The 26,518-nt window shown below is 62.9% G+C and carries 15 protein-coding genes; all 15 read left to right on the forward strand.

The genetic code is table 11. From position 1 onward, the window contains the following. Window positions 1–323: thiamine pyrophosphate-dependent enzyme (locus AC54AF_RS25075; RefSeq protein WP_496638732.1), on the forward strand; the 323-nt coding region annotated here is incomplete at its 5' end. A 259-nt stretch (window positions 324–582) separates the two neighbouring features. Further along, window positions 583–1,011 carry a nuclear transport factor 2 family protein gene (locus AC54AF_RS25080; protein ID WP_496638733.1) on the forward strand — a complete coding sequence of 143 codons (429 nt, stop codon included), beginning with the start codon at window positions 583–585 and terminating at the stop codon, window positions 1,009–1,011. A 25-nt stretch (window positions 1,012–1,036) separates the two neighbouring features. Beyond that, window positions 1,037–2,476, forward strand: coding sequence for an NAD(P)/FAD-dependent oxidoreductase (locus tag AC54AF_RS25085; protein ID WP_496638734.1), 1,440 nt, complete (start codon window positions 1,037–1,039; stop codon window positions 2,474–2,476). A 116-nt stretch (window positions 2,477–2,592) separates the two neighbouring features. Continuing rightward, window positions 2,593–3,654 carry a taurine ABC transporter substrate-binding protein gene (gene tauA, locus AC54AF_RS25090; RefSeq protein ID WP_131690108.1) on the forward strand — a complete coding sequence of 354 codons (1,062 nt, stop codon included), beginning with the start codon at window positions 2,593–2,595 and terminating at the stop codon, window positions 3,652–3,654. Window positions 3,655–3,738: 84 nt separating this feature from the next. Further along, complete coding sequence (locus AC54AF_RS25095; RefSeq protein ID WP_496638735.1) at window positions 3,739–4,554, forward strand: taurine ABC transporter ATP-binding protein; 816 nt, start codon at window positions 3,739–3,741, stop codon at window positions 4,552–4,554. A gap of 79 nt (window positions 4,555–4,633) precedes the next feature. Further along, complete coding sequence (locus AC54AF_RS25100) at window positions 4,634–5,428, forward strand: ABC transporter permease subunit (protein ID WP_496638745.1); 795 nt, start codon at window positions 4,634–4,636, stop codon at window positions 5,426–5,428. Between the two features lie 279 nt (window positions 5,429–5,707). Then, window positions 5,708–7,141: an amino acid permease gene (locus AC54AF_RS25105; protein ID WP_496638736.1), complete on the forward strand. Its 1,434-nt coding sequence runs from the start codon at window positions 5,708–5,710 to the stop codon at window positions 7,139–7,141. Continuing rightward, window positions 7,134–8,354 (forward strand): SorA family sulfite dehydrogenase catalytic subunit, encoded by a 1,221-nt coding sequence (gene sorA / locus AC54AF_RS25110; protein WP_496638737.1) that lies wholly within the window; start codon window positions 7,134–7,136, stop codon window positions 8,352–8,354. The genes AC54AF_RS25105 and sorA overlap by 8 nt, the downstream gene beginning before the upstream one ends. A 10-nt stretch (window positions 8,355–8,364) precedes the next feature. Beyond that, on the forward strand, window positions 8,365–8,979 hold the full coding sequence (gene sorB, locus AC54AF_RS25115) for a SorB family sulfite dehydrogenase c-type cytochrome subunit (protein ID WP_496638738.1): 615 nt from the start codon (window positions 8,365–8,367) through the stop codon (window positions 8,977–8,979). A 275-nt stretch (window positions 8,980–9,254) separates the two neighbouring features. Next, window positions 9,255–10,913 (forward strand): ShlB/FhaC/HecB family hemolysin secretion/activation protein, encoded by a 1,659-nt coding sequence (locus AC54AF_RS25120; protein ID WP_496638739.1) that lies wholly within the window; start codon window positions 9,255–9,257, stop codon window positions 10,911–10,913. Window positions 10,914–10,947: 34 nt separating this feature from the next. Then, entirely contained in the window at window positions 10,948–21,108 is a 10,161-nt protein-coding gene (locus AC54AF_RS25125) for a YDG domain-containing protein (RefSeq protein ID WP_496638740.1), read from the forward strand. A 147-nt stretch (window positions 21,109–21,255) separates the two neighbouring features. Next, the gene (locus AC54AF_RS25130) at window positions 21,256–21,465 is read left to right on the forward strand and encodes a sulfotransferase (protein WP_496638741.1); all 210 of its coding nucleotides are present in this window, start codon (window positions 21,256–21,258) and stop codon (window positions 21,463–21,465) included. An 8-nt stretch (window positions 21,466–21,473) separates the two neighbouring features. Continuing rightward, the gene (locus AC54AF_RS25135) at window positions 21,474–22,097 is read left to right on the forward strand and encodes a sulfotransferase (RefSeq protein ID WP_496638742.1); all 624 of its coding nucleotides are present in this window, start codon (window positions 21,474–21,476) and stop codon (window positions 22,095–22,097) included. Between the two features lie 290 nt (window positions 22,098–22,387). Beyond that, entirely contained in the window at window positions 22,388–23,824 is a 1,437-nt protein-coding gene (locus AC54AF_RS25140) for a glycoside hydrolase family 19 protein (RefSeq protein WP_496638743.1), read from the forward strand. 112 nt (window positions 23,825–23,936) lie between these two features. Next, a complete protein-coding gene (locus AC54AF_RS25145; protein ID WP_496638744.1) occupies window positions 23,937–26,285 on the forward strand; it encodes a chitinase C-terminal domain-containing protein in 2,349 nt (782 codons plus the stop codon). Window positions 26,286–26,518: the final 233 nt, after the last annotated feature.

The raw sequence follows: 26,518 nt of genomic DNA on the forward strand, positions 1-26,518 counted from the left end.
TCACGGCCGTGGTGTTCCACAACCGCCAGTGGGGCGCGGAAAAGAAAAACCAGGTGGATTTCTACAACCGCCGTTTCGTCGCCGGTGAGCTCGACAACCAGAGCTTCGCGGAAATCGCGCGGGCCATGGGTGCCGAAGGCATCACGGTCGATAAGCTGGAAGACGTGGGCCCGGCCCTGAAGAAGGCGATCGACATGCAGATGAATGAAGGCAAGACGACCATTATCGAAATCATGTGCACGCGCGAGCTGGGCGACCCGTTCCGCCGCGATGCGCTGAGCAAGCCGATCCGTCATCTGGATAAATATAAAGATTACGTTTAATTGCTGGGCCAGTGGCAAGAAGCCGGGGTCAGACCCGCCGGGTCTGACCCCGGAATATGGCCCCGGCCCGGCGTAATCCGACAAAGCGTTGTGACCAAATTCTCACAGATTGTCACGAAAACATCATAATTTCATTAAAGAATACAAGGCGTCCCGTTTTTTGAATTATTTGATTTGACAAGGCCATGCTTAAGGCTTAAATTCAATAAAAGACAAAAAACGGAACGTAGCGTATCAAAAACGATTTACGGAGACAAAAATGAACACACGCGCACCTACAGATGCTGTTACTACCGACGCCGTCACCACCGACTTTCTGCAAGCGTTCGGCGATGCCTGGAACCGCCACGATATCGAGGCCCTGATGGCCGCCATGGCCGACGATTGCGAATTCCACGCCGTCGCCGGCCCTGACTTGCTGGGCAAGAGCTTCATCGGCCGCGACGCCGTGCGCGCCGGCTTCGAGCTGGCCTGGCAAACCTTCCCCGACGCCGCCTGGCTCAATCCGGAACACTTCGTCAGCGGCGGGCGCGGCGTGACGGAGTCGACTTTTGCCGGCACCAAGGCGGACGGCACGCGCATCGAAGCGCGCATGGTCGATATCTTCACTTTCCGCGACGGCAAGATCGCCGTGAAGAACGCCTTCCGTAAGGATCGCCCACCGGTCGCTACGGCTGCCAAAGTCTGAGCCAGCACGTTCACCAGGAATGACCATGAACAAACCTGTCGACACCCCATCTGACGTACTGGGCAACAGCACCGCCGCCCGCACGCCCTACGATCCCGCCTTCGATCCGCTGGTGGCCCAGCGCCCCGGCCACGGCAATGCCTACGCACCCACCTACTGGATCGGCACGGCCGGCGAGCCGCCCGCCGACGACGGCCCCATCACGCATGACATCGACGTCGACGTGGCCATCATCGGCTCGGGTTTTACCGGCCTCTCCTGCGCCATCTTCCTGGCCCAGGAACACGGCATCAAAGCCACCGTGCTGGAAGCGAACCGCGTCAGCTGGGGCTGCAGCACGCGCAACGGCGGCCAGGCCCAGTGCACGACGGGCCGCCTGAAGCGCTCGCAGTGGATCGCCCGTTACGGCATGGATACGGCCCTGAAACTGCACGCGGAAGTGTGCGACGCGATGGAAACGTTCAAGAAGATCACGGCCGACATCGATTGCGACCCGCAGCCGGGCGGTCACCTGTACATCGCCCACAAGGCGAAAGCCATGCCTGCGCTGGAAAAAGAAGCCAAGGTGATGCGCGAGATATTCAAGTATGACGCGCGCATCCTCGACGCCGGCACCGTCAAGCGTGAATTCGTCGACGACAAGGAAGCGGCCGGCGCGCTGCACGAGCCAGAAGGCATCGGCATCCATGCGGGCAAGCTGGCCTTCGGCTACCTGCGCAAGGCGCGCGCGCTGGGCGCCAAGGTGCACCCGTCCAGTCCTGTGATGGGCTGGGAAACGCGCAACGGCGTGCATTATCTGCAAACGCCGGGCGGCGTGGTGCGCGCCCGTGCCGTGGCCGTGGCCACGGGTGGCTACACCTCGCCCCATCTGCATCCGCAAGTGAAGAACCGCTTGCTGCCGATTTTGTCGAATTCGCTCGTCACGCGCCCGCTGACCCCGGCGGAAATCGAGGCGTGCAACTTCCGCACCCACCAGGTGATCACGGATACGCGCATCCTGCGTCACTACTACCGTTTGATGCCGGACAACCGCGTGCAGATCGGCAGCCGCAGCGCCATCACGGGCGCCGACGCGCCGGACGACAAGTACAAACAGTTTTTGATCAACGATCTGCACCGCAAGTTCCCCGCCTTGACGGGCATCGCCATCGATTACTCGTGGTGGGGCTGGGTCGACGTCAGCCACGACATGATGCCGCGCATCGTGCAGCCGGACCCGAAGCAATCGATCTTCTATGCGCTCGGTTACGGCGGCAACGGCGTCATGTATTCGGCGCAGGCGGGCCGGCGCATGGCCGAGCGCATCGCCGGCAAGGCCAGCGGCACGGGCTTGCCGATCTTCAATTCCAAACTGCCGTACCCGAACATGATGGAACTGGTCGAGTCGCAAGCGTTCGCCCCGTTCCGCCGCCTGGGCCAGCGCTTCCTGTACCGCTGGTATCACTTGAAGGATGAAGTTTTCTAAAAGCAGCACTGCAGTTCAAGTCGCCGCATGAGTTGACATAGAGCAACCAGCGGCGCCTCCCGCAAGGGATGAGATTGCCCGCACGTTCACACATAACAATACACTTGGAGTGAGACATGAACACATACACGAGCAAAACCCCGAGCAAAACGGTATTTTCAACGCTGCGCCGCGCCGTCCTCGGCACCCTGGTGCTGGGCGTCGCCCTGGCTTCCAGCGGTAGCGCCTTCGCGCAAGGCAAGGAAGTGACGATTGCCTACCAGGAAATCAACGGTCCCTTCCTGGTGGCGATCGCCAGCGGCGAAGTGGAAAAGACCACCGGCTATAAGATCAACTGGCGCAAGTTCGACTCGGGCGCCAAGGTGGCCACGGGCATGGCGTCCGGTGACGTGCAGATCGGTGTCATCGGTTCGAGCCCATTGACGGCGGCCGTCAGCCGCGGCGTCGACCTGCAGCTGTTCTGGATCATCGACGACATCAATGAAGCCGAAGCGATGGTGGCCCGCAATGGCGCCGGCATCACCAAGCCCACCGACTTGCGCGGCAAGAAGATCGCCGTGCCTTTCGTTTCCACCACGCACTTCCACACCATGTTCGCGCTGGAAACGTGGGGCATCAAGCCTGCGGAAGTGAAATTGCTGAACATGCAGCCGAACCAGATCGCCGCCGCCTGGGAACGGGGCGACATCGATGCCGCCTTCGTGTGGGATCCGGCCTTGAGCAAACTCAAGCAAAACGGCAAGGTGCTCGTCACTTCCGGCGAACTGAGCAAAAAGGGCAAGGCCACGTTTGACGGCATGGCCGTCGAGCGCGCCTGGGGCGAAGCGAATGCCGACTTCATGGCCAAGTTCGTCAAGGTGATGGCAGCCGCCGACGCCGACTACCGCGCCAATCCGAAGGCGTGGACCATCGATTCCCCGCAAGTGAAAGCCAACGTCAAGCATTCGGGCGCGGCCGCCAAGGACGTGGCCGCTTCCGTGGCTCTGTACGCCTATCCGTCGCTGCAGGAACAGGCCTCGCCGGCCTGGCTCGGTGGCGGCGCGAAGGGCGGCGTGGCGCAAGCCTTGCTGGCCACGGCGCAATTTTTGAAGGGCGAAGGCAAGATCGACACCCTGGCTACCGATTACGCCAAGTATGTGACACCCAGGTATGCACAGGCCGCCGGCCTGCTGAAGTAAACGTTGTGCAATGGCGCGCCTGCGGGCGCGCTGACTGAACAGAATGCGTTGAACTGAAGTGACTACACCTATGCGGGGCACACGATGGAAAATCTCTACGTCAAGGATGTCAGCGTGATTTATCCGGGCAAGACGGCCGGTGAACGCGTACATGCCTTAAATAATATCAATCTGACCATCAATAGCGGCGACTTCGTCGTCGCGCTGGGCGCCTCCGGCTGCGGCAAGACGACCTTGCTGAGCCTGATGGCGGGTTTTATCGCCCCGTCCAAGGGCGAGATCATGTTGGGCAGCAACAAGGTGGAAGGGCCGGGCGCCGACCGTGGCGTCGTGTTCCAGAAACATGCCTTGCTGCCGTGGCTGAACGTGATGGAAAACGTGGAATTCGGCTTGAAGCTGCAAGGCGTGGCGAAAGCCGTGCGGCGCGAACAGGCGGCAAAAAACCTGGCGCTGGTGGGCCTGAAGGACTTTCACGACAATATGATTTACCAATTGTCGGGCGGCATGCAGCAACGGGTCGGCATCGCCCGCGCCCTGACCAGCAATCCGGCCATGCTGCTGATGGATGAACCGATGGCGGCGCTCGATGCGCTGACGCGCGAAACCATTCAGGAATTGCTGCTCGATATCTGGGCCAAGTCCAGCACCATGTTCTTCTTCATTACCCACAGCGTCGACGAGGCGCTGTTCCTGGCGAACCGCCTGATCGTCATGTCGCCCCGTCCGGGCCGCATCACGCACACATATGAACTCGATTTCAACAAGCGCTTCCTCAAATGCCGCGATGCGCGCGCAGTGAAATCGAGCCCGGACTTCATCAAGATGCGCGAAACGGTGCTCAACATCATCTATGGCGACGAACGCGCCGTCAATAAAGAGCTGGAGGTGTCCCATGCATAGCCCATCCGTCGTGGGATTTCCTCCCACCACCGCCAAGCGCGCCGGTTTCTTTGGACGCCTGTTCGCTCCCCGCTGCGCCATGCCGGGCGAAGCGTTCGGCGCGCCGGGGCAGGGCAATTCCAGCCGCATCGCCACCGTCACCGTCATCGCCGTGCTCTTGCTGTGGTTCGGCGTGACGGCCAGCGGCATGGTGAAACCGCTGTTCCTGCCGTCGCCGCAAGCCGTGTACGAGAAATTCATCATGGCGGCCACCACCGGCTTCGGCGGCGCCACCCTGTGGGAGCATACGGTCGCCAGCCTGGTGCGCGTGTTCGGCGCCTTTGGCCTGGCCTGCCTGCTGGCCATTCCCATCGGCGTGATGATGGGCGTCAACCGCGTGGCGCGCGGCATCTTCGATCCCTTGATCGAGTTCTACCGTCCGCTGCCACCGCTCGCTTACTTGCCACTGGTCATCATCTGGTTCGGCATCGGCGAGTTTTCGAAGGTCTACCTGATCTTCCTGGCCATCTTCGCGCCGATGGCGATCGCGGCCCGCGCCGGCGTCAGCTCCGTGTCGCTGGAGCAGATCCACGCGGCCTATTCGATGGGCGCCACACGCTTCCAGGTGATCGTGCACGTGATCTTGCGGGCCGCGATTCCGGAAATCCTCACCGGCATGCGCATCGGCATCGGGGTGGGCTGGACCACCCTGGTGGCTGGCGAAATGGTGGCGGCTACGCGCGGCCTCGGCTACATGGTGCTCAGTGCTTCCGAGTTCCTCGCCAGCGACGTGGTGATCATGGGCATCATCGTGATCGGCTTCTTCGCTTTCCTGTTTGATTTGATGATGCGTTACCTCGAACGTACCCTCGTGCCATGGAAGGGCAAGGTGTAAGACGTTCCCGGGAGTGGCGCGCACGCCACAAGTGTTGCCGCCGCTCCTATTTTTAACCCGCCATACCCCGTACGTATCCTCCAGCGCGCTTGCCCCTTGGGCGCCGCGCCGGGCCGCTGCATTTCCAGATTGACTTATGGCATGCAGCCAACCAGACTGATTTGATGATGTATCGATGCTGCTTGACGGTGTTGCCTAAATAAAACAAAGCCGCGCGGCAGAAACAGAGCCGCAGCAGGCCAGGGCGCACCGAGCTTCAGATATTACTAGGAGACAAAAATGATTAGCGACAACCATAACAATACCGGCTTGCAGCACTCGCTGAAGCAACGCCACATGAGCATGATCGCCATCGGCGGCGTGATCGGCGCCGGCCTCTTTGTCGGCAGCGGCGTCATCGCCAAGGCCGCCGGCCCGGCCGCCATCCTTTCCTTCCTGCTCACGGGTGGCCTGGTCGTCCTGATCATGCGCATGCTGGGCGAGCTGGCTTCGTCCCTGCCCGTGGTCGGCTCCTTTTACGAATATGCGCGCCTGGCCTTCGACGACAAGCCGAAAGTATCGAAATTCCTCGGCTTCATGAGCGGCTGGATGTACTGGTATTTCTGGGTCGTCGTCGTCGCCCTGGAAGCCATCGCCGGCGCCAAGCTGGTCAACTTCTGGCTGCCTGACGTGCCGTCGTGGGCTATCAGCCTGGTGCTGCTGGTATCGATGACCATCCTCAACCTGTTCTCGGTGAAGGCGTTCGGCGAGTTCGAATTCTGGTTCGCCTCGATCAAGGTGGTCGCCATCATCGTCTTCCTGTTCGTCGGCGCTCTGTTCATCACGGGGAGCTTGCCCAACAGCATCCCAAGCCTGGGTTTCCTGACCAGCAATGGCGGCTTCATGCCGCACGGCTGGGGTCCTGTATTGAGCGGCGCCGTCGCCGCCACGGCCTTCTATTCGGGTGCCGAAATCGTCACCATCGCCGCCGCCGAAACGTCGGACCCGGCCAAGGCCATCGCCCGCGCCACCAATTCCGTCATCACGCGCGTGCTGATGTTTTATGTCGGTTCCATGTTTGTCGTCGTCTGCATCGTGCCCTGGGATTCGCCGGCCATCGCCACACCGTTCGTCAGCGCCCTGACCGTGATGAACATCCCGTACGCGGCCCACATCATGAACGCCATCATTTTGACGGCCGTGCTGTCGGCCTTGAATTCCAGCCTGTACGCTTCGTCGCGCATGATCTTTGCGCTGACGCGCCGCGGCGATGCACCCACGGGCCTGGTCAAACTGAGCAAGAACGGCGTGCCGATCCGCGCCATCCTGTTCAGCACCTTGTTCGCCTATTTCGCCATTGCCGTCTCGTATGTGTCGGCCGACCTGGTGTTCCCCTTCATCGTCAATTCCTATGGCATCCTGATCCTGTTCGTCTACCTGCTCATTGCGATATCTCAATTGCGCCTGCGCCGCCGCCTGGAACGCGAATGCCCGGAACGCATCAAGGTGCGCATGTGGCTGTTTCCCTACCTGACGTATTTCACCATCATCGCCATGCTGGTGATCCTCGGCGCCATGAGCGTGTCGTCCGATACGGAGCAGCGCGTGTCGTTCTGGTTCGGCCTGCTGAGCGTGGTCATCATGAGCGTCATGTACTACATCAAGAAGCTGGTCAACGATGACCGCCACGGTGGCGATACTGCCGATACCAAAGTAGAGCTCAAACATGTCTGATGCGACCTTGTTGCCGGCAGGCCGGCGCCGCTTCCTGCGCCAGACGGCTGCCCTGGGCGCCGCGGCGGCGGCGGGGCCGGCGCTTGCTGCCTCCGTCACCTTGCCGTTTGACAATGGCGAGCGCGAACTGGTGGCCTTCCCGCAAAAGCGCCCGCTGATCCTGCTGACCAGCCGTCCGCCCCAGCTGGAAACGCCGTTCAGCGTCTTCAATGAAGGCGCGATTACCCCCAACGACGCGTTTTTCGTGCGCTACCACTGGAGCGGCTTGCCGACCAGCATCGATGGCGGAAGCTACCGCCTGCGCATCGCCGGCCTGGTCAAAACGCCTCTGGAATTGTCGCTGGCCGAACTGAAACAGCTGGCCGAGCCCGTCGACGTGGTGGCCGTGACGCAATGCTCGGGTAACAGCCGCGGCTTCTTTGCGCCGCGCGCAAATGGCGGGCAGCTGGGTAACGGCGCCATGGGCAATGCCCGCTGGACGGGAATTCCCCTGAAAGCCGTGCTGGAAAAGGCGGGCATCGGGGCCAGCGCCGTGCAAGTGGCTTTCGATGGCCTGGAAACGCCGCCCGTGGGCGACGGCCCCGACTTTCAAAAAGCCTTGTCCGTCGAGCACATCATGGCGGGCGACGTCATGCTGGCCTGGGCCATGAATGGCGAGGACATTCCCTTCCTGAACGGCTATCCGCTGCGTCTGATCGTGCCGGGGTTCTATGGCACCTACTGGGTCAAGCACCTGAGCGCCATCACGGTGCTCGACAAGCCGTTCGACGGCTTCTGGATGAGCACGGGCTACCGCATTCCCGACAATGGCTCCGGTTTCATCGAGCCGGGCGCGCCCGTGGGCAAGACGACGCCGATCAGCCGCCTCAACGTGCGCTCTTTCATCACCAGCGTGCAGGATGGCGCGCAAGTCAAGGCGGGCCGCGACCTGGCGCTGCGCGGCATCGCGTTTGATGGCGGCCAGGGCATCAGCGAGGTGAGCGTGTCGCTGGACGGCGGGCGCAGCTGGCAGGAAGCCAGGCTGGGCAAGGACCTGGGACGTTTCTCGTTCCGTGTATGGACGATGGTCATGAAGGCGCCGCGCAAGGGCAGGCACGTGCTGATGGTGCGCGCCGTCAACCGCATCGGCCAGAGCCAACCGATGAAAGCCCTGTGGAATCCCATGGGGTATATGCGCAACGTGGTGGAAACCACGCGCATCCAGGCAATATGAGGAGAACCATATGAAGCTCTTGTTTGCCGCGCTGGCACTGTCGGCGGCGGGCAGCGCGTGCGCGCTGGAAATCCACTTGCCGCCGGAAACGGCGACCTACAAAGCCAGCGAATTGCCCGGCTACCAGCTGGTGCAGCGCAACTGCATGACGTGCCACGCGGCCCAGTATGCATCGAGCCAGCCGCCGGCCTCGCCGCGCGCCTACTGGGAAGCGACTGTCAAGAAGATGAAAAAGCCGTTCGGCGCGCAGTTTGACGACGCGGACATGCCGGCCATGGTCGACTATCTGGTGAAAACCTATGGCGTGGAGCGGGGCGCGGCCCAGCATGTCGCCGCCGTCGCGAAACCCGTGGCAGCGGCTGTCCCGGCCGCCAGCGGCAAGGATGTCAAAACATTGCTGGCGGCGCATGGCTGCATGGCTTGCCACGCCCTCGACCAGAAGGTGGTCGGCCCGGGTTTTGCCGAGGTGGCCGCCCGTTACAAGGGCAAGGACGGTGTTGCCGCCGTGGCGGCCAACATCCGCAGGGGCGGCGCCGGCAAATGGGGCCCTGTGTCCATGCCGCCCTTTTCCCAGCTGAGCGAAGCGGATGCCGCGAGCCTGGCGAAGTACGTGCTGTCCCGCTAACGACGTCTGATGAATGAATCAGTGTTTCTTAGCGAGATGAAAAATTTTCCGCATGGTTCAAGTGTGATGACTCGAGAATAATTCCGGTAGGAAATGCTGTATGCTGAATTATTAATCCGTGTGTTGTTTCTCAGCATGAATAAATAGCCGTAAAAATCCAGTACCTAATAGACAAAATATTAATTCTCGGTAACAATATTGATATATAGAAATTATTCAATTCATTTTCAATAATATTGTGCTGGCCATTGATGGTGGCTACCGAGAGGATCATTTTGCGCAACACCTTGTTTCCACTGAGCTTGCTGCTCGCGATCCAGTCCGCCTATGCTGTCGATCCTCCCAGTGCGGGCAGCCAGCTGCAGCAAATTCCCGTCGCGCCGCAATTGCCGAAAACGCCGCCAGCAATCCGTGTACAGCAGGGCAATGTGCCGGCAACCACGGTGGGCGATACCACGCGCATCACGGTGCAGCGCCTGCAGATCGCGGCGCCGCCCGTGTTTGCCGATAGCGAACTGGTCGCCGCCACGGGTTTTGTCCCGGGCAGCGAGCTGACCCTGGGCGAGCTGCGCGCCATGGCGTCCAACATCGCCAGCTATTACCAGAACCGTGGCTATTTCCTCGCGCAGGCGTATCTGCCGGCGCAAGACATCCACGATGGCGTCGTCGCCATTGCCGTGCTGCCGGGGCAGTATGGCCGGGTACAGCTGCGCAACCGGAGCAATCTGTCCGACGGTCTGGCGGGCACGATATTGGCCGGTCTCGACGGGCAAGTGATTTCCACGCCGCCGCTGGAGCGGCGCTTGCTGCTGCTGTCGGACTTGCCGGGCGTGCAGGTCAGTTCGACCCTGGCGCCGGGGGCGTCCTTGGGCGCGTCCGACCTGTTCGTCGACGTGCAGCCGGGATCGCGCTTCAACGGCAGCGTCGATCTGGACAATCAGGGCAACCGCTACACGGGCCGCAACCGCATCGGCGCCACCCTGAACCTCAATGAACTGGCCGGCATCGGCGACGTGGCCACCATGCGCGCGTTTACCTCGGCCGACGGCTTGAACTATGGCCGCCTGGCCTATCAGGGGCAGGCCGGCTTGCTGCGCCTGGGCGGCGCCTACACGTATATGGATTACAAGCTGGGCAAGGAATTTGCCGTGCTCGACGCCAAGGGCACGGCGAAGATCGCCAGCGCCTACGGCAGTTATCCGCTGATCCGCTCGCGCAGCGACAACCTGTATGCGCAGGTCAGCTATGACGACAAGACTTTCCAGGACCGCACGGAATCGACGGGCAGCGTCAACGACAAGAAGGCCAAGGTGTGGCTGCTGAATGTAAATGGTGACGGCAAGGATGGTTGGGGCGGCGGCGGCGTCAGCACCTATTCGCTGACCTTTACCACCGGCAAGATCGATATCGAGACGCTGGAGGCCCTGGCGCTCGACCGCCTGACGGCGAAGAGCAACGGCCACTTCAACAAGCTCAGCTTCAACGCGGCGCGCGTGCAAAGACTGGGCGGCGAGACGAGCTTGTTCGGCGTGATCAGCGGCCAGGCGGCCTCGAAAAACCTCGATGTCTCTGAAAAGATGGGCATCGGCGGCGTGGGCGGCGTGCGCGCCTATCCCGGCGGCGAGGCGTATGGCGACCAGGGCTACGTGCTGAATGTGGAATTGCGCCAGAACGTGACGGCGTTCACGGCCTTTCCCGGCCAGCTGCAGGTGCTGGCCTTTGCCGACACGGGCACCGTCAAGCTGAACCGCGACACCTGGAGCGCGGGCGAGAACCGCCGCACCCTGAGCGGGGCCGGCGTGGGCGTGACGTGGGCGGGCGCCAATGCGCTCGTCCTGAAGGCGTATTACGCGCACAAGCTGGGCAATGCCAAGGCGACCTCCGCACCGGATTCGGCAGGCCGTTTCTGGTTGCAAGCCATTAAATATTTCTAAATTGCTACATCAATAAAAACATCAGGACACCGCCATGAACCGCATCTACCGCTCCATCTGGAACCAGGCCACCGGCGCGTACGCCGCCGTGTCCGAAAACGTCAAATCCGCCGGCAAGCGCTCGATGCCAGGATGCAGCGGGGGCGGGGCGCATTTCGCCTTGACCAGCATGGCGGCGGCGCTGATGCTGGGCTATGGCAGTCTGGCCCTGGCGGGGCCCACGGGCGGCACGGTGGTGGCGGGCCAGGCCAGCATCACCGGCGCACCCGGTTCGACGGTGATCAAGCAGGGTAGCCAGAATGCGGTCATCAACTGGGCCAGTTTTAATGTCGGCAAGGGCGAATCGGTGCAGTTCCAGCAGCCCAACAGCCATGCGGTGGCCCTGAACCGCGTACTGGGTAGCGATGGCACGACCATTCTCGGCAAGCTGTCGGCCAACGGCAAGGTGTTCATCGTCAATCCGAACGGCGTGCTGTTCGGCCAGGGCGCGTCCGTCAACACGGCGGGCCTGGTGGCCTCCACCTTGGATATCAACAACGCCGACTTCATGGCCGGCAAGTACCAATTTTCCGGCAATGGCACGGGTAAAGTCCTGAACCAGGGTTCGATCAGCGCGCCGGGCGGCTATGTGGCCTTGCTGGGCGCCAACGTGTCGAACGAGGGCACGATCCAGGCACGCCTGGGTTCGGTGGCCCTGGCGGCGGGCCGCGCCATCACCCTGGACGTGGCGGGCGATGGCTTGCTCAATGTCGCCGTCAACGCGGGCGCCGTGGGTGCTTTGGTCAACAATGGCGGCATGATCCGTGCCGACGGCGGCAGCGTGGTATTGACGGCGCAGGCGGCCGGCGACTTGCTGAAAACCGTCGTCAACAACACGGGCGTGATCGAGGCGCACACGATCGACACGCGCGGCGGCACCATCAAGTTGCTGGGCGAGATGCAAAGCGGCACGGTGAACGCGGGTGGCACGCTGGACGCCAGCGCGCCTGAAGGCGGCAAGGGCGGCTTTATCGATACCTCGGCGGCGCATGTGAAACTCGATGACGCGTTGAAGGTCACGACGGCATCAAGCAACGGCCTGACCGGCACCTGGCTGATCGACCCGACCGACTACACCATCGCGGCGACCGGCGGCGACCAGACCGGCGCGTTTTTTACGAATGCGCTCAAGAGCACCAGTGTCCAGATTCAGAGCATCTCGGGCGGCAGCGGCGTGTTGGGCGACATCAACGTCAACGACACGATTTCGTGGTCGGCCAACCAGCTGAAGCTGACGGCGCAAAACAATATCAATGTTAACCAGCCGCTGCGCGGCTCCGGCACGGCCAGTCTGGCGCTGGAATATGGCCAGGCTAACGTGGCATCCGGCAACTTGAGCAAGTACAACGTCAAGGCCGAGATCGACCTGCCGTCGGGGCTGAACTTCAGCACCAAGCTGGGCAGCGATGGCGCGCTGACCGATTACACGGTGATCAACAGCCTGGGCGTGGCCGGCAGCACCAGCGGCACCGACCTGCAAGGTATCCGCGGCGCGGTGACAGGTAAGTATGTGCTGGGCGCCAATATCGATGCCACCGGCACGTCGACCTGGAACGGGGGCCTGGGCTTTACGTCCATCGGCGCCAGCGCCATGCCATTTACCGGCCAGTTCGACGGCCTGGGCCATGTCATCACCGGCTTGAACAGTTTCACCACCACTGCGGCCGGCGTCGCAGGCCTGTTCGGCTCCAATACCGGCAGCATCCGCAATATCGGCCTGGTCGCGCCGGTCATTGCCGCCAATATCATCGGTACGCAAGGCAATGCCGCCGCACTGGCCGCCATCAATAGTGGCACCATCAGCAATGCGTATGTCAGCGGTGGTTCGGTGACGATCACGACCGGTGCCATCGGCGCCGGCCTTGTCGGTCTCAACAGTGGCACGATCAGTGACAGCTACAACAGCAGCAAGATCAGCGTCGTGGGGAACTATGACTTCTGGCTGGGGGGACTGGTGGGCAATACCACCAAAACCAGCACCGTCATCAACAGCTATAACACTGGCGAAGTGGTCGGCGCGTATACCGCGGGCGGCCTGGTCGGCAACAATCTGGGCAATATCACCAATAGTTTCAATAGCGGCAATGTGTCAGGAACCACCAATACAGGCGGGCTGATATCCCATAATCGCGGTACCGGGGTCATCACCAACAGTTTCAATACCGGCGCCGTGACGAGCAACAGCCTGACCGGCGGCCTGGTTGGCAACAATGTGTCGTCCGGCCAGATCATCAACAGTTACTCGACCGGCGCGGTGACCAGCCGTGGCGGCACCGGCGCCGGATTCGGTGGCCTGGCTGGAGGAAACGCAGGCATTATCAGAAACAGTTACGCGACCGGCGCGGTGACGGGCGTCACGGCCGTGGGCGGCCTGATTGGCGCCAATACCAGCGCTGGCTTGACCGAAAATGCCTATTCGTCTGGCGCGGTGAGCCTGCTTTCCGGCGGCTCCGGAACCTTGGGTGGCCTGATCGGCAGCATCGGTGCCGGCACGAGTCCCTCGATCACCGGCGGATATTACAACACGACCCTGAACCCTGGTTTGCCAGGTGTCGGTACGAATAGCGGCACCACCACCCCCGCGATCACTGGCCTGACAGCGTCGCAAATGCAAATCGCCGCAAATTTCAGCGCCTTTGCTTTCACGACCACCACCGGCGCGACCGGCAACAACTGGGTCATGGTCAATACCGACGGCACGCTCAACGGCGCCGGTAACGCGACAGGCGCCACCGGGCCGATGCTGGCGGCCGAGTACAGCACCAATATCTACTCGTCGCACCAGTTGCAATTGATGGCGATGAACCTGGCCGGCAACTACACACTGAAGCAGGATATCAACGCCGCCAGCACCGGCACCGGCAGCGACGTCTGGAATGGCGGCACCTTCGTGCCGGTCGGCGCCAGCGGCATCAGCCGTTTCACCGGCACCTTCGATGGCGCCGGCCATGTCATTTCCGGCTTGGTCGTCAACCGTCCAGGCTCGGATTACGCCGGCCTGTTCGGCGCCACGTCGAGCACGGCGATCGTGCGCAATGTCGGCCTGGAAGGCGGCAGCGTCACCGGCAAGGACGCCACCGGCGCGCTGGTCGGCAACAATGCCGGCCTTGTCAGTGGCAATTACAGCACCGTGAATGTGACCGGCTCGATCAACGTCGGCGGCCTGGTCGGCAGCAATAGTGGCACTGTCAGCAACAGCTATGCCTCCGGCACGGTGAGCGGCGGGGCCGACGTGGGCGGCCTGGTTGGCCTGAACGCCGGCACCTTGAGCAATAACTACGCCACCGGCGCCGTCTCCGGCACCGCCACTGTTGGCGGCCTGGTGGGCGCCAACAGTGGCGGCGGCAGCGGCAACTTCTGGGATGCCACCACCACGGGCCAGGCCACCAGCGCCACCGGCACCGGCTTGACCACCGCGCAAATGAAATCGCTGGCCACCTACAGCGGGGCAGCGTGGGACCTGTCCGGCACGTGGATCGTCTACGACACGAATACCTACCCCCTGCTGCGCGCCTTCATGACGCCGCTGCAGGTGACGTTTGCCTCGAACGCCAGCAAGACTTATGACGGCACCAGCAGCTGGACGGCGCCAGGCTATACATATTCGAACCCGAACGCCACGCTGTCCGGTTCGCTGAACTACGGCGCGGCGGGCAGCGCCGTCAACGCCGGCACCTACGCCATCACGGCCGGCGGCCTGTATTCCGGCCAGCGCGGTTACGCCATCAGTGCCAACGCGGCGACCCTGACCATCGACAAAAAGACCGCGACCCTGACCGGTGCCACGGTGAACGCCCGCGACTATGATGGCACCACCGCCGCCGCGGTTTCCGGCGGTACGCTGAGCGGCGTGCTGTCGCAGGACATCAGCAACGTCACGTACACTACGGGCATCTTCGACACCAAGGACGCGGGCACAGGCAAGGCCGTGACGGCGATCACCACCGGCAGCGCCGGTGGCAACTATATTGTCACCGCCACCGGCCTGACCGGCACCATCAACCAGAAAGCCGTGACCATCACCGGCCTGACCGCGACCACCAAGCAATACGACAAGCAGGCGTCGGCGACCGTGACTGGCGGCACCTTGAATGGCCTGGTGACCGGTGAAACCCTGAGCCTCGGCGCCTCGAGCGGCACTTACCAAGACGCCAACGCCGGTACCAACAAGACGCTGACGCTGACGCTGGGCACGGTGTCCGATGGTACCGGCTTGGCCAGCAATTACTCGATCACCGGGCCGACCACCATCACCGGCGCCATCACGCCCAAGGCCTTGAGCTGGATCAACCTGGCGGTGGATAACAAAGAGTACGATGGCGACGCGACGGCCGCCATCAACAAGGGCAGCATCACCGGCCTGGTTAGCGGCGAAACGCTGGCCGTAGGGCCCACGGCCGCGTTTGCCGACAAGAACGCCGGCAATAACAAGGTGGTCACCGTCCACTCCACCCTGAACAATGGCAGCGGCGGTGGGCTGGCGTCCAACTACACGCTGGCCGATACCACCGTGCTGGCCAGCATCACGCCCAAAACCTTGACGGTGAGCGGCGTGACGGCCGGCAACAAGACTTACGACGGCACCAAGGCGGCGGCGCTGACTGGCGGTGCCCTGGGCGGCATGATCGGCAGCGAAACGGTCGGCCTGGGCGCGCTGTCGGGTACCTTTGCCGACCAGAACGCCGGCAATGGCAAGGCCGTGACGGTCACCGGCGGCAGCTTGAGCGACGGCAGCAACGGTGGCCTGGCCAGCAACTACACGGTCGGCGCTGTCACCGGCCTGTCGGCTGATATCACGCAAAAAGCCTTGACGGTGAGCGGTGTGACCGTTGCCAGCAAGAGCTACGACGGCAGCACCAAGGCCACCATTTCGGGCGGTACCCTGAATGGCCTGGTCAGCGGCGAAACCCTGAGCCTGTCCGGCCAGAGTGGCGCATTCAACGACAAGGATGCGGGCAACGGCAAGGCCGTGACGGTGACCGGCGCCACGCTGCTTGATGGCACCGGCCTGGCCAGCAACTATACGGTCAGCAACGCCACTGACGCGACCGGCAATATCACGCCGAAAGCGTTGACGGTGACCGGCGCGACGGCTGCCGACAAGGTCTACGATGGCGGCACGGCGGCCACCGTCAGCGGCGGCAGCCTGGCCGGCCTGGTCGGATCGGAAACGCTGGGCCTGTCGAGCCTCACCGGCGTCTTTGGCGACAAGAACGTTGCCAACGGCAAGACCGTGACGGTGACGGGCGGCGCCATCTCGAATGGCAGCAACGGCGGCCTGGCCAGCAATTACACGCTGGGCGCGGTGACGGGCTTGAGCGCCAGCATTACGCCCAAAGCCCTGGCGCTGAGCGGCATGACGGCCAGCGCCAAGGCGTATGACGGCAATACCAAGGCCAGCCTGACGGGCGGCACCCTGAACGGTCTGGTGGTCGGTGAAACCGTGGGCTTCTCGGGCCAGAGCGGCGTGTTTGCCGACAAGGACGCCGGCAACGGCAAGAACGTGACCGTCACCGGCACCACCCTGGTCGATGGCAGCGGCCTGGCCAGCAATTATTCGGTGACCAATCCGACCGGCGTGACGGGCGACATCACGCCCAAGGCGCTGACGATCAGCGGCGTGACGGCCTCCAACCGGGTCTACAACGGCAACACCACTGTCAGCCTGGGCGGTTCTGTGATTGTCGGCGGGCTGGTCGGTTCGGAAGGCGTCGGCGTGGGGGGCATGTCCGGCACGTTTCTTGATAAGAACGTCGGCACCGGCAAGGCCGTCACCATCACCGGCGCGACCTTGACCGGTGGCAGCAACGGCGGCCTGATCAGCAACTACACGCTCAGCAACCCGACCGGCGTGACGGCCGATATCAGCCAGGCCACGATCAGCTCGGTGACCAATGTCGTGGCCGACAGCAAGGTCTACGATGGCGGCACCTCGGTCACTTTCGCTTCGGCCACTGCCACCTTCAATGGCATGGTGAGCGGCGACAGCCTGGCCATCGGCGCCACCAAGGCCGCGTTCAGCGACAAGAACGCCGGCACCGGCAAGGGTGTGAGCATCTCCTTCCTGACCCTGGGCGGCACGGATGCGGCCAACTACACGCTGGCCAGTAGCACGGCGACCGGCACCGGCACCATCACGCCGAAGGCACTGACGATCACCGGCATGTCGGCGGTCAATAAAGCCTACGACGGCAATACCAAGGCCACCCTGTCGGGCGGTTCGATCAGCGGCCTGGTCGGCTCGGAAACCCTGGGCGTGACGGGCTTGACGGCCACCTTCGACGATAAAAACGCCGGCACAGCCAAGACGGTGACGGCGACCGGTTCGACCCTGGTCAACGGCGGCAATGGCGGCCTGGCGGCCAACTACACGATCAGCAACCCGAGCGGCCTGATCGCCAGCATCACGCCGAAAGCGCTGACGGTATCGGGCATGACGGCCGGTACGCGCGTGTATGACGGCACCACGGCCGCGACCTTGGCCGGCGGTAGTTTGACGGGCCTGGTAACGGGCGAGACGCTGGTGGTCTCGGGCGGCAGCGGCGTGTTTGGCGACAAGAATGCCGGCAACGGCAAGGCGGTGACGGTGTCGGGCGTCAGCCTGCTTGATGGCACTGGCCTGGCCAGCAACTACACAGTCAGCAATCCGACCAATGTGACGGGTTCCATCACGCAAAAAGCTTTGAGCATCACCGGCGCGCTGGCGGCTGACAAAACCTATGACGGCGCGCTCGATGCGACCATCACGGGCGGCAGCCTGAGCGGCTTTGTCGGTTCGGAAACGGTCGGCCTGGCGAGCCTGCTCGGTGCGTTTCTTGATAAGAACGCCGGCAGCGGCAAGGCCGTCAGCGTCACCGGCGGCACCTTGTCCAACGGCAGCAACGGCGGCCTGGCCAGCAATTACTCGGTCGGCCCTGTCAGCGGCCTGACCGCCAGCATCGCGCAAAAAGCTTTGAGCGTCACCGGCGTGGCGGCCGCCAACAAGGTGTATGACGGTAGCACCAATGCCGCCGTTACTGGCGGCGCCTTGAACGGCCTGGTCGGTGGCGAAACCCTGGGCCTGTCCGGCCTGTCGGGCGCCTTTGGCGACAAGAACGCGGGCGCCGGCAAGACCGTGACGGTCAGCGGCGCACAGCTGGCCGACGGCACCGGGCTGGCCAGCAACTACACGCTCAGCAATCCGACCGGCGTGACGGCCGATATCAGCCAGGCCAGCATCAGCTCGGTGACCAATGTGGTGGCCGACAGCAAGGTCTACGACGGCGGCACCTCGGTCACTTTCGCTTCGGCCACTGCCACCTTCAATGGCATGGTGAGCGGCGACAGCCTGGCCATCGGCGCCACCAAGGCCGCGTTCAGCGACAAGAACGCCGGCACCGGCAAGGGTGTGAGCATCTCCTTCCTGACCCTGGGCGGCACGGATGCAGGCAACTACACGCTCGCTTCTACCACCGCGACCGGCACCGGCACCATTACGCCGAAGGCACTGACGATCACCGGCATGTCGGCGGTCAACAAGGTCTACGATGGCAATACCAAAGCCAGCGTGACGGGCGGCTCGATCAGCGGCCTGGTTGGCTCGGAAACCCTGGGCGTGACGGGTCTGACGGTCACGTTTGATGACAAGAACGCCGGCACCGGCAAGAGCGTCACGGCGACGGGCACTACGCTGGTGAATGGCGGTAACGGCGGTCTGGCCAGCAATTACACGATGAGCAATCCGACCGGATTTACGGCCAATATCACGCCCAAGACCTTGACGGTGTCGGGCATGACGGCCGGCAACAAGGTCTATGACGGCACCACTGGAGCCACCTTGGCCGGTGGCAGCTTGAGCGGCCTGGTCGGCGGCGAGACGCTGCTCGTCTCGGGCGGCAGCGGTGTGTTCGGCGACAAGAACGTGGGTAATGGCAAGGCCGTGACAGTGTCGGGCGTCAGCCTGCTTGATGGCACTGGCCTGGCCAGCAATTACACGGTGAGCAACCCGACCAATCTGATCGCCAGCATCACGCCTAAAGCGTTGACGGTGACTGGCATGACGGCGGGCAATAAAACATACGACGGCAGCAGAGTGGCATTGTTGTCGGGCGGAACGCTGGACGGCCTGGTAGGCACGGAAACATTGCTGCTGTCGGGCCAGAGTGGCCTGTTCAGCGATAAGAACGCGGGTACTGGCAAGGATGTGACGGTCAGCGGAGCAACGCTGGGCGATGCAGGCGCGGGAGCCACCGCGGGACTGGCGCGCAATTACACGGTCAGCAATGTGACCGGCCTGAAGGCCGATATCGCGCAAAAGGCGCTGACGGTCGGCGGCATCACGGCCGGTAGCAAGGTCTACGACGGCCAGACTGGCGCGACGCTCGACACCAGCGCTGCCACGTTCGACGGCATGATCGCCAATGACAGCTTGACGGCATCGGCCACTGGCGCGTTCGGCGACAAGAACGCGGCCACGGGCAAGACGGTCAATATCGAGGGTATCGCGCTGGGCGGCGCCGATGCGGGCAACTATATGCTGGCCAGCAACACGGCCAGCACCAGGGCCGATATCACGGCCAGGGCGTTGACCTTGAGCGGTCAGGTTGCGGGTAACAAGGTGTATGACGGCAACGCGAACGCCAGCTTGTCGGGTGGTGTACTGAGTGGTTTGGTGGCCGGAGAAACGCTGGCCATCGGCGGCCAGACGGCATTGTTCAACGATAAGAACGCAGCCAACGGCAAGGCGATCACCGTGACCGGCACCACGCTGGTCGATGGCACGGGTTCGGCATCGAACTATTCGGTGAGCGACCCGACCGGCTTGACGGCCAGTATCACGCAAAAGGCGCTGACGGTGGCGGGCCAGGTGGCGAGCAACAAGGTCTACGACGGCAATGCGGTGGCGCAGCTGAGCGGCGGCAGCCTGGTCGGCCTGGTGGGCGGCGAAACGCTGGCCATCGGCGGCCAGACGGCGGCCTTCGGCGACAAGAACGCGGGCAATGCGAAAACCGTGACGGTCAGCGGCACGACCTTGCTCGACGGCACTGGTGCGGCCAGCAACTATACGGTGGTCAATCCGACGGGCTTGACGGCGAGCATCACGCCAGCGGCCATCAGCGCCATTGCCGGTATCGTGGCAGCGAACAAGGTATATGACGGTGGCACGGCAGCCAGCTTGAACCTGGCGGACGCCAGCTTCACTGGCATGGTGGCTGGCGATGCCTTGAGTCTGGCTAGCGGTCCCGTCCTCGGCGCATTCAGCGACAAGAATGCGGCGCTTGGCAAGACTGTGACCATCAGCGGCCTGGGCCTGGCCGGCGCCGATGCGGGCAACTATGTGCTGGCCAGCAACCAGGCCAGCACCACGGCCACGATCACGCCAGCCGCACTGGCGGTCAGCGCCAGCGGCGTCAACAAGGTGTATGACGCCACCACGAATGCCGCCGTCTCCTTGCGTGACAACCGTATCGGCAATGATCAGCTGAGTATTGCCAGCAATGGCGCCAGCTTCAGCGACAAGCATGCGGGCGCGGGCAAGGCGGTGACGGTGGCCGGCATACGCCTGAGCGGCGCGGATGCGGGCAATTACGTGGTCAACACCACGGCCAGCACCACGGCCACGATCTCGCAGGCGGCGCTGACGGTGAAAGTCGACAACGCTGAAAAAGACCAGGGACGCGCCAATCCCGACTTCGTCGCCAGCTACAGCGGCTTGCTCGGTGGTGACACGGTGGCAGCTGAAGTGAGCGGCAACCTGGCGTTCAGCACGCCGGCGACGACGGCTTCCGCGGCGGGCAACTATCTGGTGTCGGCATCGGGCCAGGCGTCGAACAACTACGCCCTGAATTACGTCGGGGGCGTGCTGGAAGTCAAGCCGACGGAAGCGTTGCAAAGCGCGGTGGCGAGCGTGATCGCGGCCGTCGCCGTGGCGCCCTCGCAGGGCAATATGGTGCAGGCCGACATGATCGTCAGTGGCGAGATGGCGCCAGGCAAGCCCGCCGCCACGCAGGATGCGCCGCGCGAGGGCGAGAAGGGCAGTGCGGGCAGCACACCGGCGGTGCAACTGGCGGGCAACGTCGTCAGCAATGTCCTTCCAGGCCTGCGCCTGAGCGTGGTCGATAGCGGCCTGCGCCTGCCGGCCGAAGCTGGCGGTAACACGCGCCAGAACAGCCAGTAAGGTAGGCGGCGTCGCCGTCTGGTGGCGCCGCAGATGCCGCTTCGTGTTTCGAAGCGGCATTTTTTTACCAGTGCGTTGCTGGCGCGCTCGTATAATTGCTGCACACCCTCCTTCAGAAGCGCAGCGCTGAACAGAAAGTACCATCGCATGACATCCCACTTCATCGGCGTGGCAGGCCTGCCGCGCGCCGGTTCCACCTTGCTGTGCCAATTGCTGGCGCAGCATCCCGACCTGCATTGCGAAGGCAATAGTTCACCGCTGAGCAACGTCTTGCTGGGCATGCGGCGCATGGTCAGCGACGACAGTTTTTCCTGTCGCAGCTCGATAGCAGCTTCGATGCCAGCTACGACCATCTGAAAACGGCCATGCAGGGCTTCTTGCGCGGCTGGTACCGGGATTGCGGCAAGCAGGGGGTGGTCGACAAGAACCGCGCCTGGCTGCATTGCGTGGAAATGCTGCTGCAACTGGCGCCAGAGGCCAAAGTCATCGTCTGCCTGCGTGAACTGGGGCAAGTCTACGGCTCCATCGAAGCGCAGCACCAGCGCACCATCCTGCTCGATTTTGTCGATCACCTGGCCGATTTCGACCGCCTGGGCCGTGCCGACATGCTGTTTGCCAAGGACCGGACCATCGGCGCTCCCTTGAGTTCCCTGCAGGCCGTGCTGGACCTGCCTGCCGAAGTGCAGCAGAAGCTGTATTTCGTGCGCTTCGAAGACTTGATGGCGCGGCCGGTGGAATGCATGTCGCACCTGTATGCCTGGCTGGGCCTGGCGCCGCTCCAGATCGACCCGCACGATCTTGCCGTGGGCTTCCAGGAAAGCGACAGCCATTACCGCATGAAATACACGCACCGTCAGCAAACGACGATCAGCGCGCCCAGGCCGCATGCGATACCGCCGCGCATCCAGGCGCAGATCGAAAGCGCGTATGGCTGGTTTTATGAGCTGTATTATCCGCAACACCAACGCGCGACAACGCCATCGGCCTGAACACACCTGCGGCAGTGCTAATACCACTTGCCGCGACCCTGCCGGTGCGGTATTGCCGGCAGCTGGCGCAAATCCTCCTTTTTTCTCTTTCCTGACTCTTCGCCTGGCGCACCTTGGCCGGACCGCATGAAGTCACTGGTATTGTAAAAAACACCGTTGCATAAAACCACTTGACTACCAATTTTGGGCGTCGCATTCTCTGTGCAGAAAGCCGACGCTTCGCTGTGCTTTCTTTACGTACAACATAAAAAGCTACTTCGATAGTTTTCGTATAACGTTCAGGAGACATTGTGAAGACACGGCAAATTAGCCGGCTGGCCTCGCCTTTGATGGCTGGCCTGCTGGGCAGCGCGCTGCTCGCTTGCGGCGGCAATTCCACCACCACCGAACCCCCATCGACCCTGCTGGCCGCTACCGCCGCCAGCGACAGTTGTGCGGCCTGGAGCGCCAGCACCGTCTATACGGCGGGCCAGTGCGCCGTGTATGACGGCAAGGTGTACCGGGCCAAATGGTGGGTGCAGGGCACGGCGCCGAACAACGAGCAGTGGGGACCGTGGAGTCTCGATACCACCACGCCGACCCCTACGCCCACACCGACACCGACTCCCACTCCGACACCCACGCCCACGCCAGGCGTGCCCACCAAGGCCCAGGCCGAGGCCAACGAGGCGGCGCTGACGAACAACGATTTCTTCCGCAAGGTCAAGGCCTCGATCCGCACCCTGGGCAATGCGGCCGTCGAGGCCGTGCAGCCTGGCCTGGCCAGCAATCCGCTCAACGTCAAGCGGGTCGAGCGCCTGCTGCCGGCGGCGAAGTGGGATTACTATTTTGCCGCGCGCGACGCCAGCTACACTTACCAGCGCTTCCTGCAAGCCGTGGCAAAGTTTCCCGCCGTGTGCGACGACTACAGCGACGGGCGCAATGCGGACGCCATCTGCCGCCACAGCCTGGCCACCATGTTCGCCCACTTCGGGCAGGAAACGGGCGACCATAACGCCAGCAGTCCGCTGCCGCAATGGCGCCAGGGCTTGAAGTATTTGCGCGAACTGGGCTGCGACGAGACGGGCGCCGGCTGCGGCTACAACATCGAGTGCGCCGATCCCGTCTTCAACAAGGTGTGGACCTGCGGCAAGAACGCCGACGGCAGCTTCAAGAAGTATTTCGGCCGCGGCGCCAAGCAGCTGTCGTACAACTACAACTACGGTCCGTTTTCGCAAGCCATGCATGACGGCGACCAGTCCGTGTTGCTGAAGAACCCGGACCTGGTGGCGTCGACGTGGCTGAACCTGGCGTCGGCCACGTTCTTCTTTGTCTATCCGCAACCGCCGAAACCGTCGATGCTGCATGTGCTCGACGGCACGTGGGTGCCAAACGCGACCGATACGGCGGCGGGCGCGGGCAATAATTTCGCCACCACCATCATGATCATCAATGCCGAATGCGGGCAGGGCACGGAAAAGCAGGCCGCGCAAAACCGCATCGATTACTACAAGCAGTTTGCCGCCGACATGGGCTGGGATTATTCCGGCGAACAATTGTCTTGCGCCAACATGCAGCGCTTCACCCCGGCCAGTTCCGCTTCCTACAACATCTATTGGGAAAAGAACTGGAGCGCCGGTGGCGACAACCAATGCCAGCTGGTCAGCTATCAAACCCCGTACAGCGCCTTGCTTGCGGGGAACTACGTGAAATGCGTGGAAGCCAACTGGAATGTGAAGTTGCAGTAACAGTCAATGCAGGAATAGCCGGCCAGGGATAACAGTTGACAAGAGCCCCTTCAGGGGCCTGCAACAGCTCACAACGTACAAGCTGTACAACCATAACGGAGACCAATACAACATGAAATCGAATGCATTGTTGATGGCCCTGCTCAGCGGCGTACTCGTCGCTTGCGGCGGGGGCCAGGAAGGCACGACCGCCACGCCGAACACCTTGCTGGCCGCCGTCGATGCGTGCGCCGTCTGGGACGCCGCCACCGTCTACACGGGCGGCCAGTGCGTGATTTACCAGGGCGTCACCTACAAGGCCAAGTGGTGGACGCAGGGCAATGTCCCCAGCGCCGCCGACCAGTGGGGCCCGTGGGCCGTGACGGATACCCCGACACCGACACCAACCCCAACGCCGACCCCAACGCCGACCCCGACTCCGACCCCGACCCCGACTCCGACCCCGACCCCAACGCCGACGCCAACGCCAACGCCCACGCCCACGCCCACGGCTTGCCGTCCCGACGGTCTGATTTCGGCCGTGCCGAATGTGCCGTATTGCAAGGTGTACGACGCGAATGGCCGCGAGGTGCTGACCAATGGCTTGAACCGGCGCATCGTCGGCTATTTCGCCAGCTGGCGCACGGGCGTCGATGGCAGCCCGACTTACCTGGTGAACAACCTGCCGTGGGACAAGATCACCCACTTGAACTATGCGTTCGCTTCCGTCGATCCGGCGACGTCAAAAATCGCCATCGGCAGCGGCGCGGCCAATCCCGATACGGGCCTCACCTGGCCGAACGTGCCGGCCGCAGCCATGGACCCGTCGTTGCCATACCAGGGCCACTTCAACTTGCTGTCGCAATACAAGAAGAAGTATCCAGGCGTGAAACTGATGATTTCCGTGGGCGGCTGGGCCGGTAGCGGCGGCTTCTACACTGCCACGACGAACGCGGACGGCAGCATCAACACGGCCGGCATCAACACCCTGGCCGACTCCATGGTGGCGTTCGTGCGCCAGTACAACTTCTTCGATGGCGTCGATGTCGATTACGAACACCCGACCACCAACAATGAAGCGGGCAATCCGAACGACTTTGCCGTCTCGAAACCACGGCTGGCCGGCCTGATGACGAGCTATAACCTGCTGCTGAAAGTGCTGCGCCAGAAGCTCGACGAGGCGGCCGTGCAGGACAATAAATACTATCTGCTGACCATCGCCGGTTCCGCCTCGGGCTGGGTCTTGCGGGGCGAGGAAAACATGTCGGGATTGAAATATCTCGATTACGCCAGCCTGATGAGTTACGACTTGCACGGCGCATGGAACCAGTATGTGGGACCGAACGCGGCGCTGTTTGATGACGGCAACGACGGTGAATTGCGTGCCGGTAACGCTTACCAGTTCCAGAATATCGGCTACCTGAACACGGACTGGGCCTACCGTTATTACCGGGGCGCCATGCAGGCGGGCCGCATCAATATCGGCGTGCCGTTCTACACGCGGGGCTGGAAGGATGTGACGGGCGGCACGAACGGCCTGTGGGGCACGACGCCGCTGATCAGCTCCACGGTCACCTGCGCTGGCACCAAGACGTGCGGCACGGGCGCCACCGGCATCGACAACGTCTGGTACGACCTCGATATCCAAGGCAAGCCCACGCCAGGCGGCGGCAACCCCATCTGGCATGCGCTGAATCTGCAGAATGGCATCGTGCCGAGCTACCTCGACGCGTATAAAGTCACGGACAAGGCGCTGGTGGGCACGTACGTGCCGCATTACAGCAGCACCATGGTGGCGCCGTGGCTGTGGAATGCGACCAAGAAAGTGTTCATTTCCACGGAAACGACGCAGTCGATCGGGGCCAAGGCCCAGTACATCGTCAACAACAATATCGGCGGCGTGATGATCTGGGAAATGGCGGGCGACTATGCCTGGGATGCCACGCGCAATGGCGGCAAGGGCGAGTATTTCATGGGCACCACCCTGACCGACGTGCTGTACCAGGCCTTCCGCACGGCTGGCGTGTATGGCAACAAGCGCGCCGAAATCGCCATGCCGGGCACGGCGGCCAACGTCAGCATCACATTGGGCGGCTGGAAGCTGGGCGACAACAACTTCCCCATCAATCCCGTGATGACGGTGAAGAACAACACCACGTCGACCCTGCCGGGCGGCACCGTCGTGGAGTTCGACTATCCCGTCTCGGCGCCGTCGGACATGAGCGACCAGTCCGGCTTCGGCTTGACGGTGATCAATGCCGGCTACACGGGGCCGAACAATATCGGCGGCTTCACGAAGAACTACAACCGGGCCCGCTTCGCGATACCCGCCTGGCAATCGCTGGCGCCAGGCGGCTCCGTGGCGCTGACCTTGAACTACCGCCTGCCGATCTCGGGGCCGGCCAACTACACGGTTACCGTGGGCGGCACCAAGTATGCGCTGACGCAGGAGTATCCGGAATTGCCGGTGGCCTTGCCGTAAGGGATGATGCGGTAGGGTAAACAGGAAAGGGCGGAACCCAGGTTCCGCCCTTTTTTTTGACCCGAATGCAAGTACTGGGGTCGGACCCTCAGGGTCCGACCCCGGCGTGTTTTTGGGTTCAGCTTAAAACCACGTCTCTACCTGGAAACCATAGGAAGTGCCGCTGGTATTGTTGTTGTAGATCGGGCCGCCGTTGTTCGACGCATTGACCGAGGCGGTCGCCGCATCGTTCC

The organism is Janthinobacterium sp. JF4, from assembly GCF_059617925.1.

Coding starts and splice junctions, on each gene's coding strand:
- AC54AF_RS25080 (WP_496638733.1), top strand. CDS start 583: ATGAACACACGCGCACCTACAGATGCTGTTACTACCGACGCCGTCACC.
- AC54AF_RS25125 (WP_496638740.1), top strand. CDS start 10,948: ATGAACCGCATCTACCGCTCCATCTGGAACCAGGCCACCGGCGCGTAC.
- AC54AF_RS25085 (WP_496638734.1), top strand. CDS start 1,037: ATGAACAAACCTGTCGACACCCCATCTGACGTACTGGGCAACAGCACC.
- sorB (WP_496638738.1), top strand. CDS start 8,365: ATGAAGCTCTTGTTTGCCGCGCTGGCACTGTCGGCGGCGGGCAGCGCG.
- AC54AF_RS25135 (WP_496638742.1), top strand. CDS start 21,474: ATGCAGGGCTTCTTGCGCGGCTGGTACCGGGATTGCGGCAAGCAGGGG.
- tauA (WP_131690108.1), top strand. CDS start 2,593: ATGAACACATACACGAGCAAAACCCCGAGCAAAACGGTATTTTCAACG.
- sorA (WP_496638737.1), top strand. CDS start 7,134: ATGTCTGATGCGACCTTGTTGCCGGCAGGCCGGCGCCGCTTCCTGCGC.
- AC54AF_RS25145 (WP_496638744.1), top strand. CDS start 23,937: ATGAAATCGAATGCATTGTTGATGGCCCTGCTCAGCGGCGTACTCGTC.
- AC54AF_RS25105 (WP_496638736.1), top strand. CDS start 5,708: ATGATTAGCGACAACCATAACAATACCGGCTTGCAGCACTCGCTGAAG.
- AC54AF_RS25100 (WP_496638745.1), top strand. CDS start 4,634: ATGCCGGGCGAAGCGTTCGGCGCGCCGGGGCAGGGCAATTCCAGCCGC.
- AC54AF_RS25130 (WP_496638741.1), top strand. CDS start 21,256: ATGACATCCCACTTCATCGGCGTGGCAGGCCTGCCGCGCGCCGGTTCC.
- AC54AF_RS25095 (WP_496638735.1), top strand. CDS start 3,739: ATGGAAAATCTCTACGTCAAGGATGTCAGCGTGATTTATCCGGGCAAG.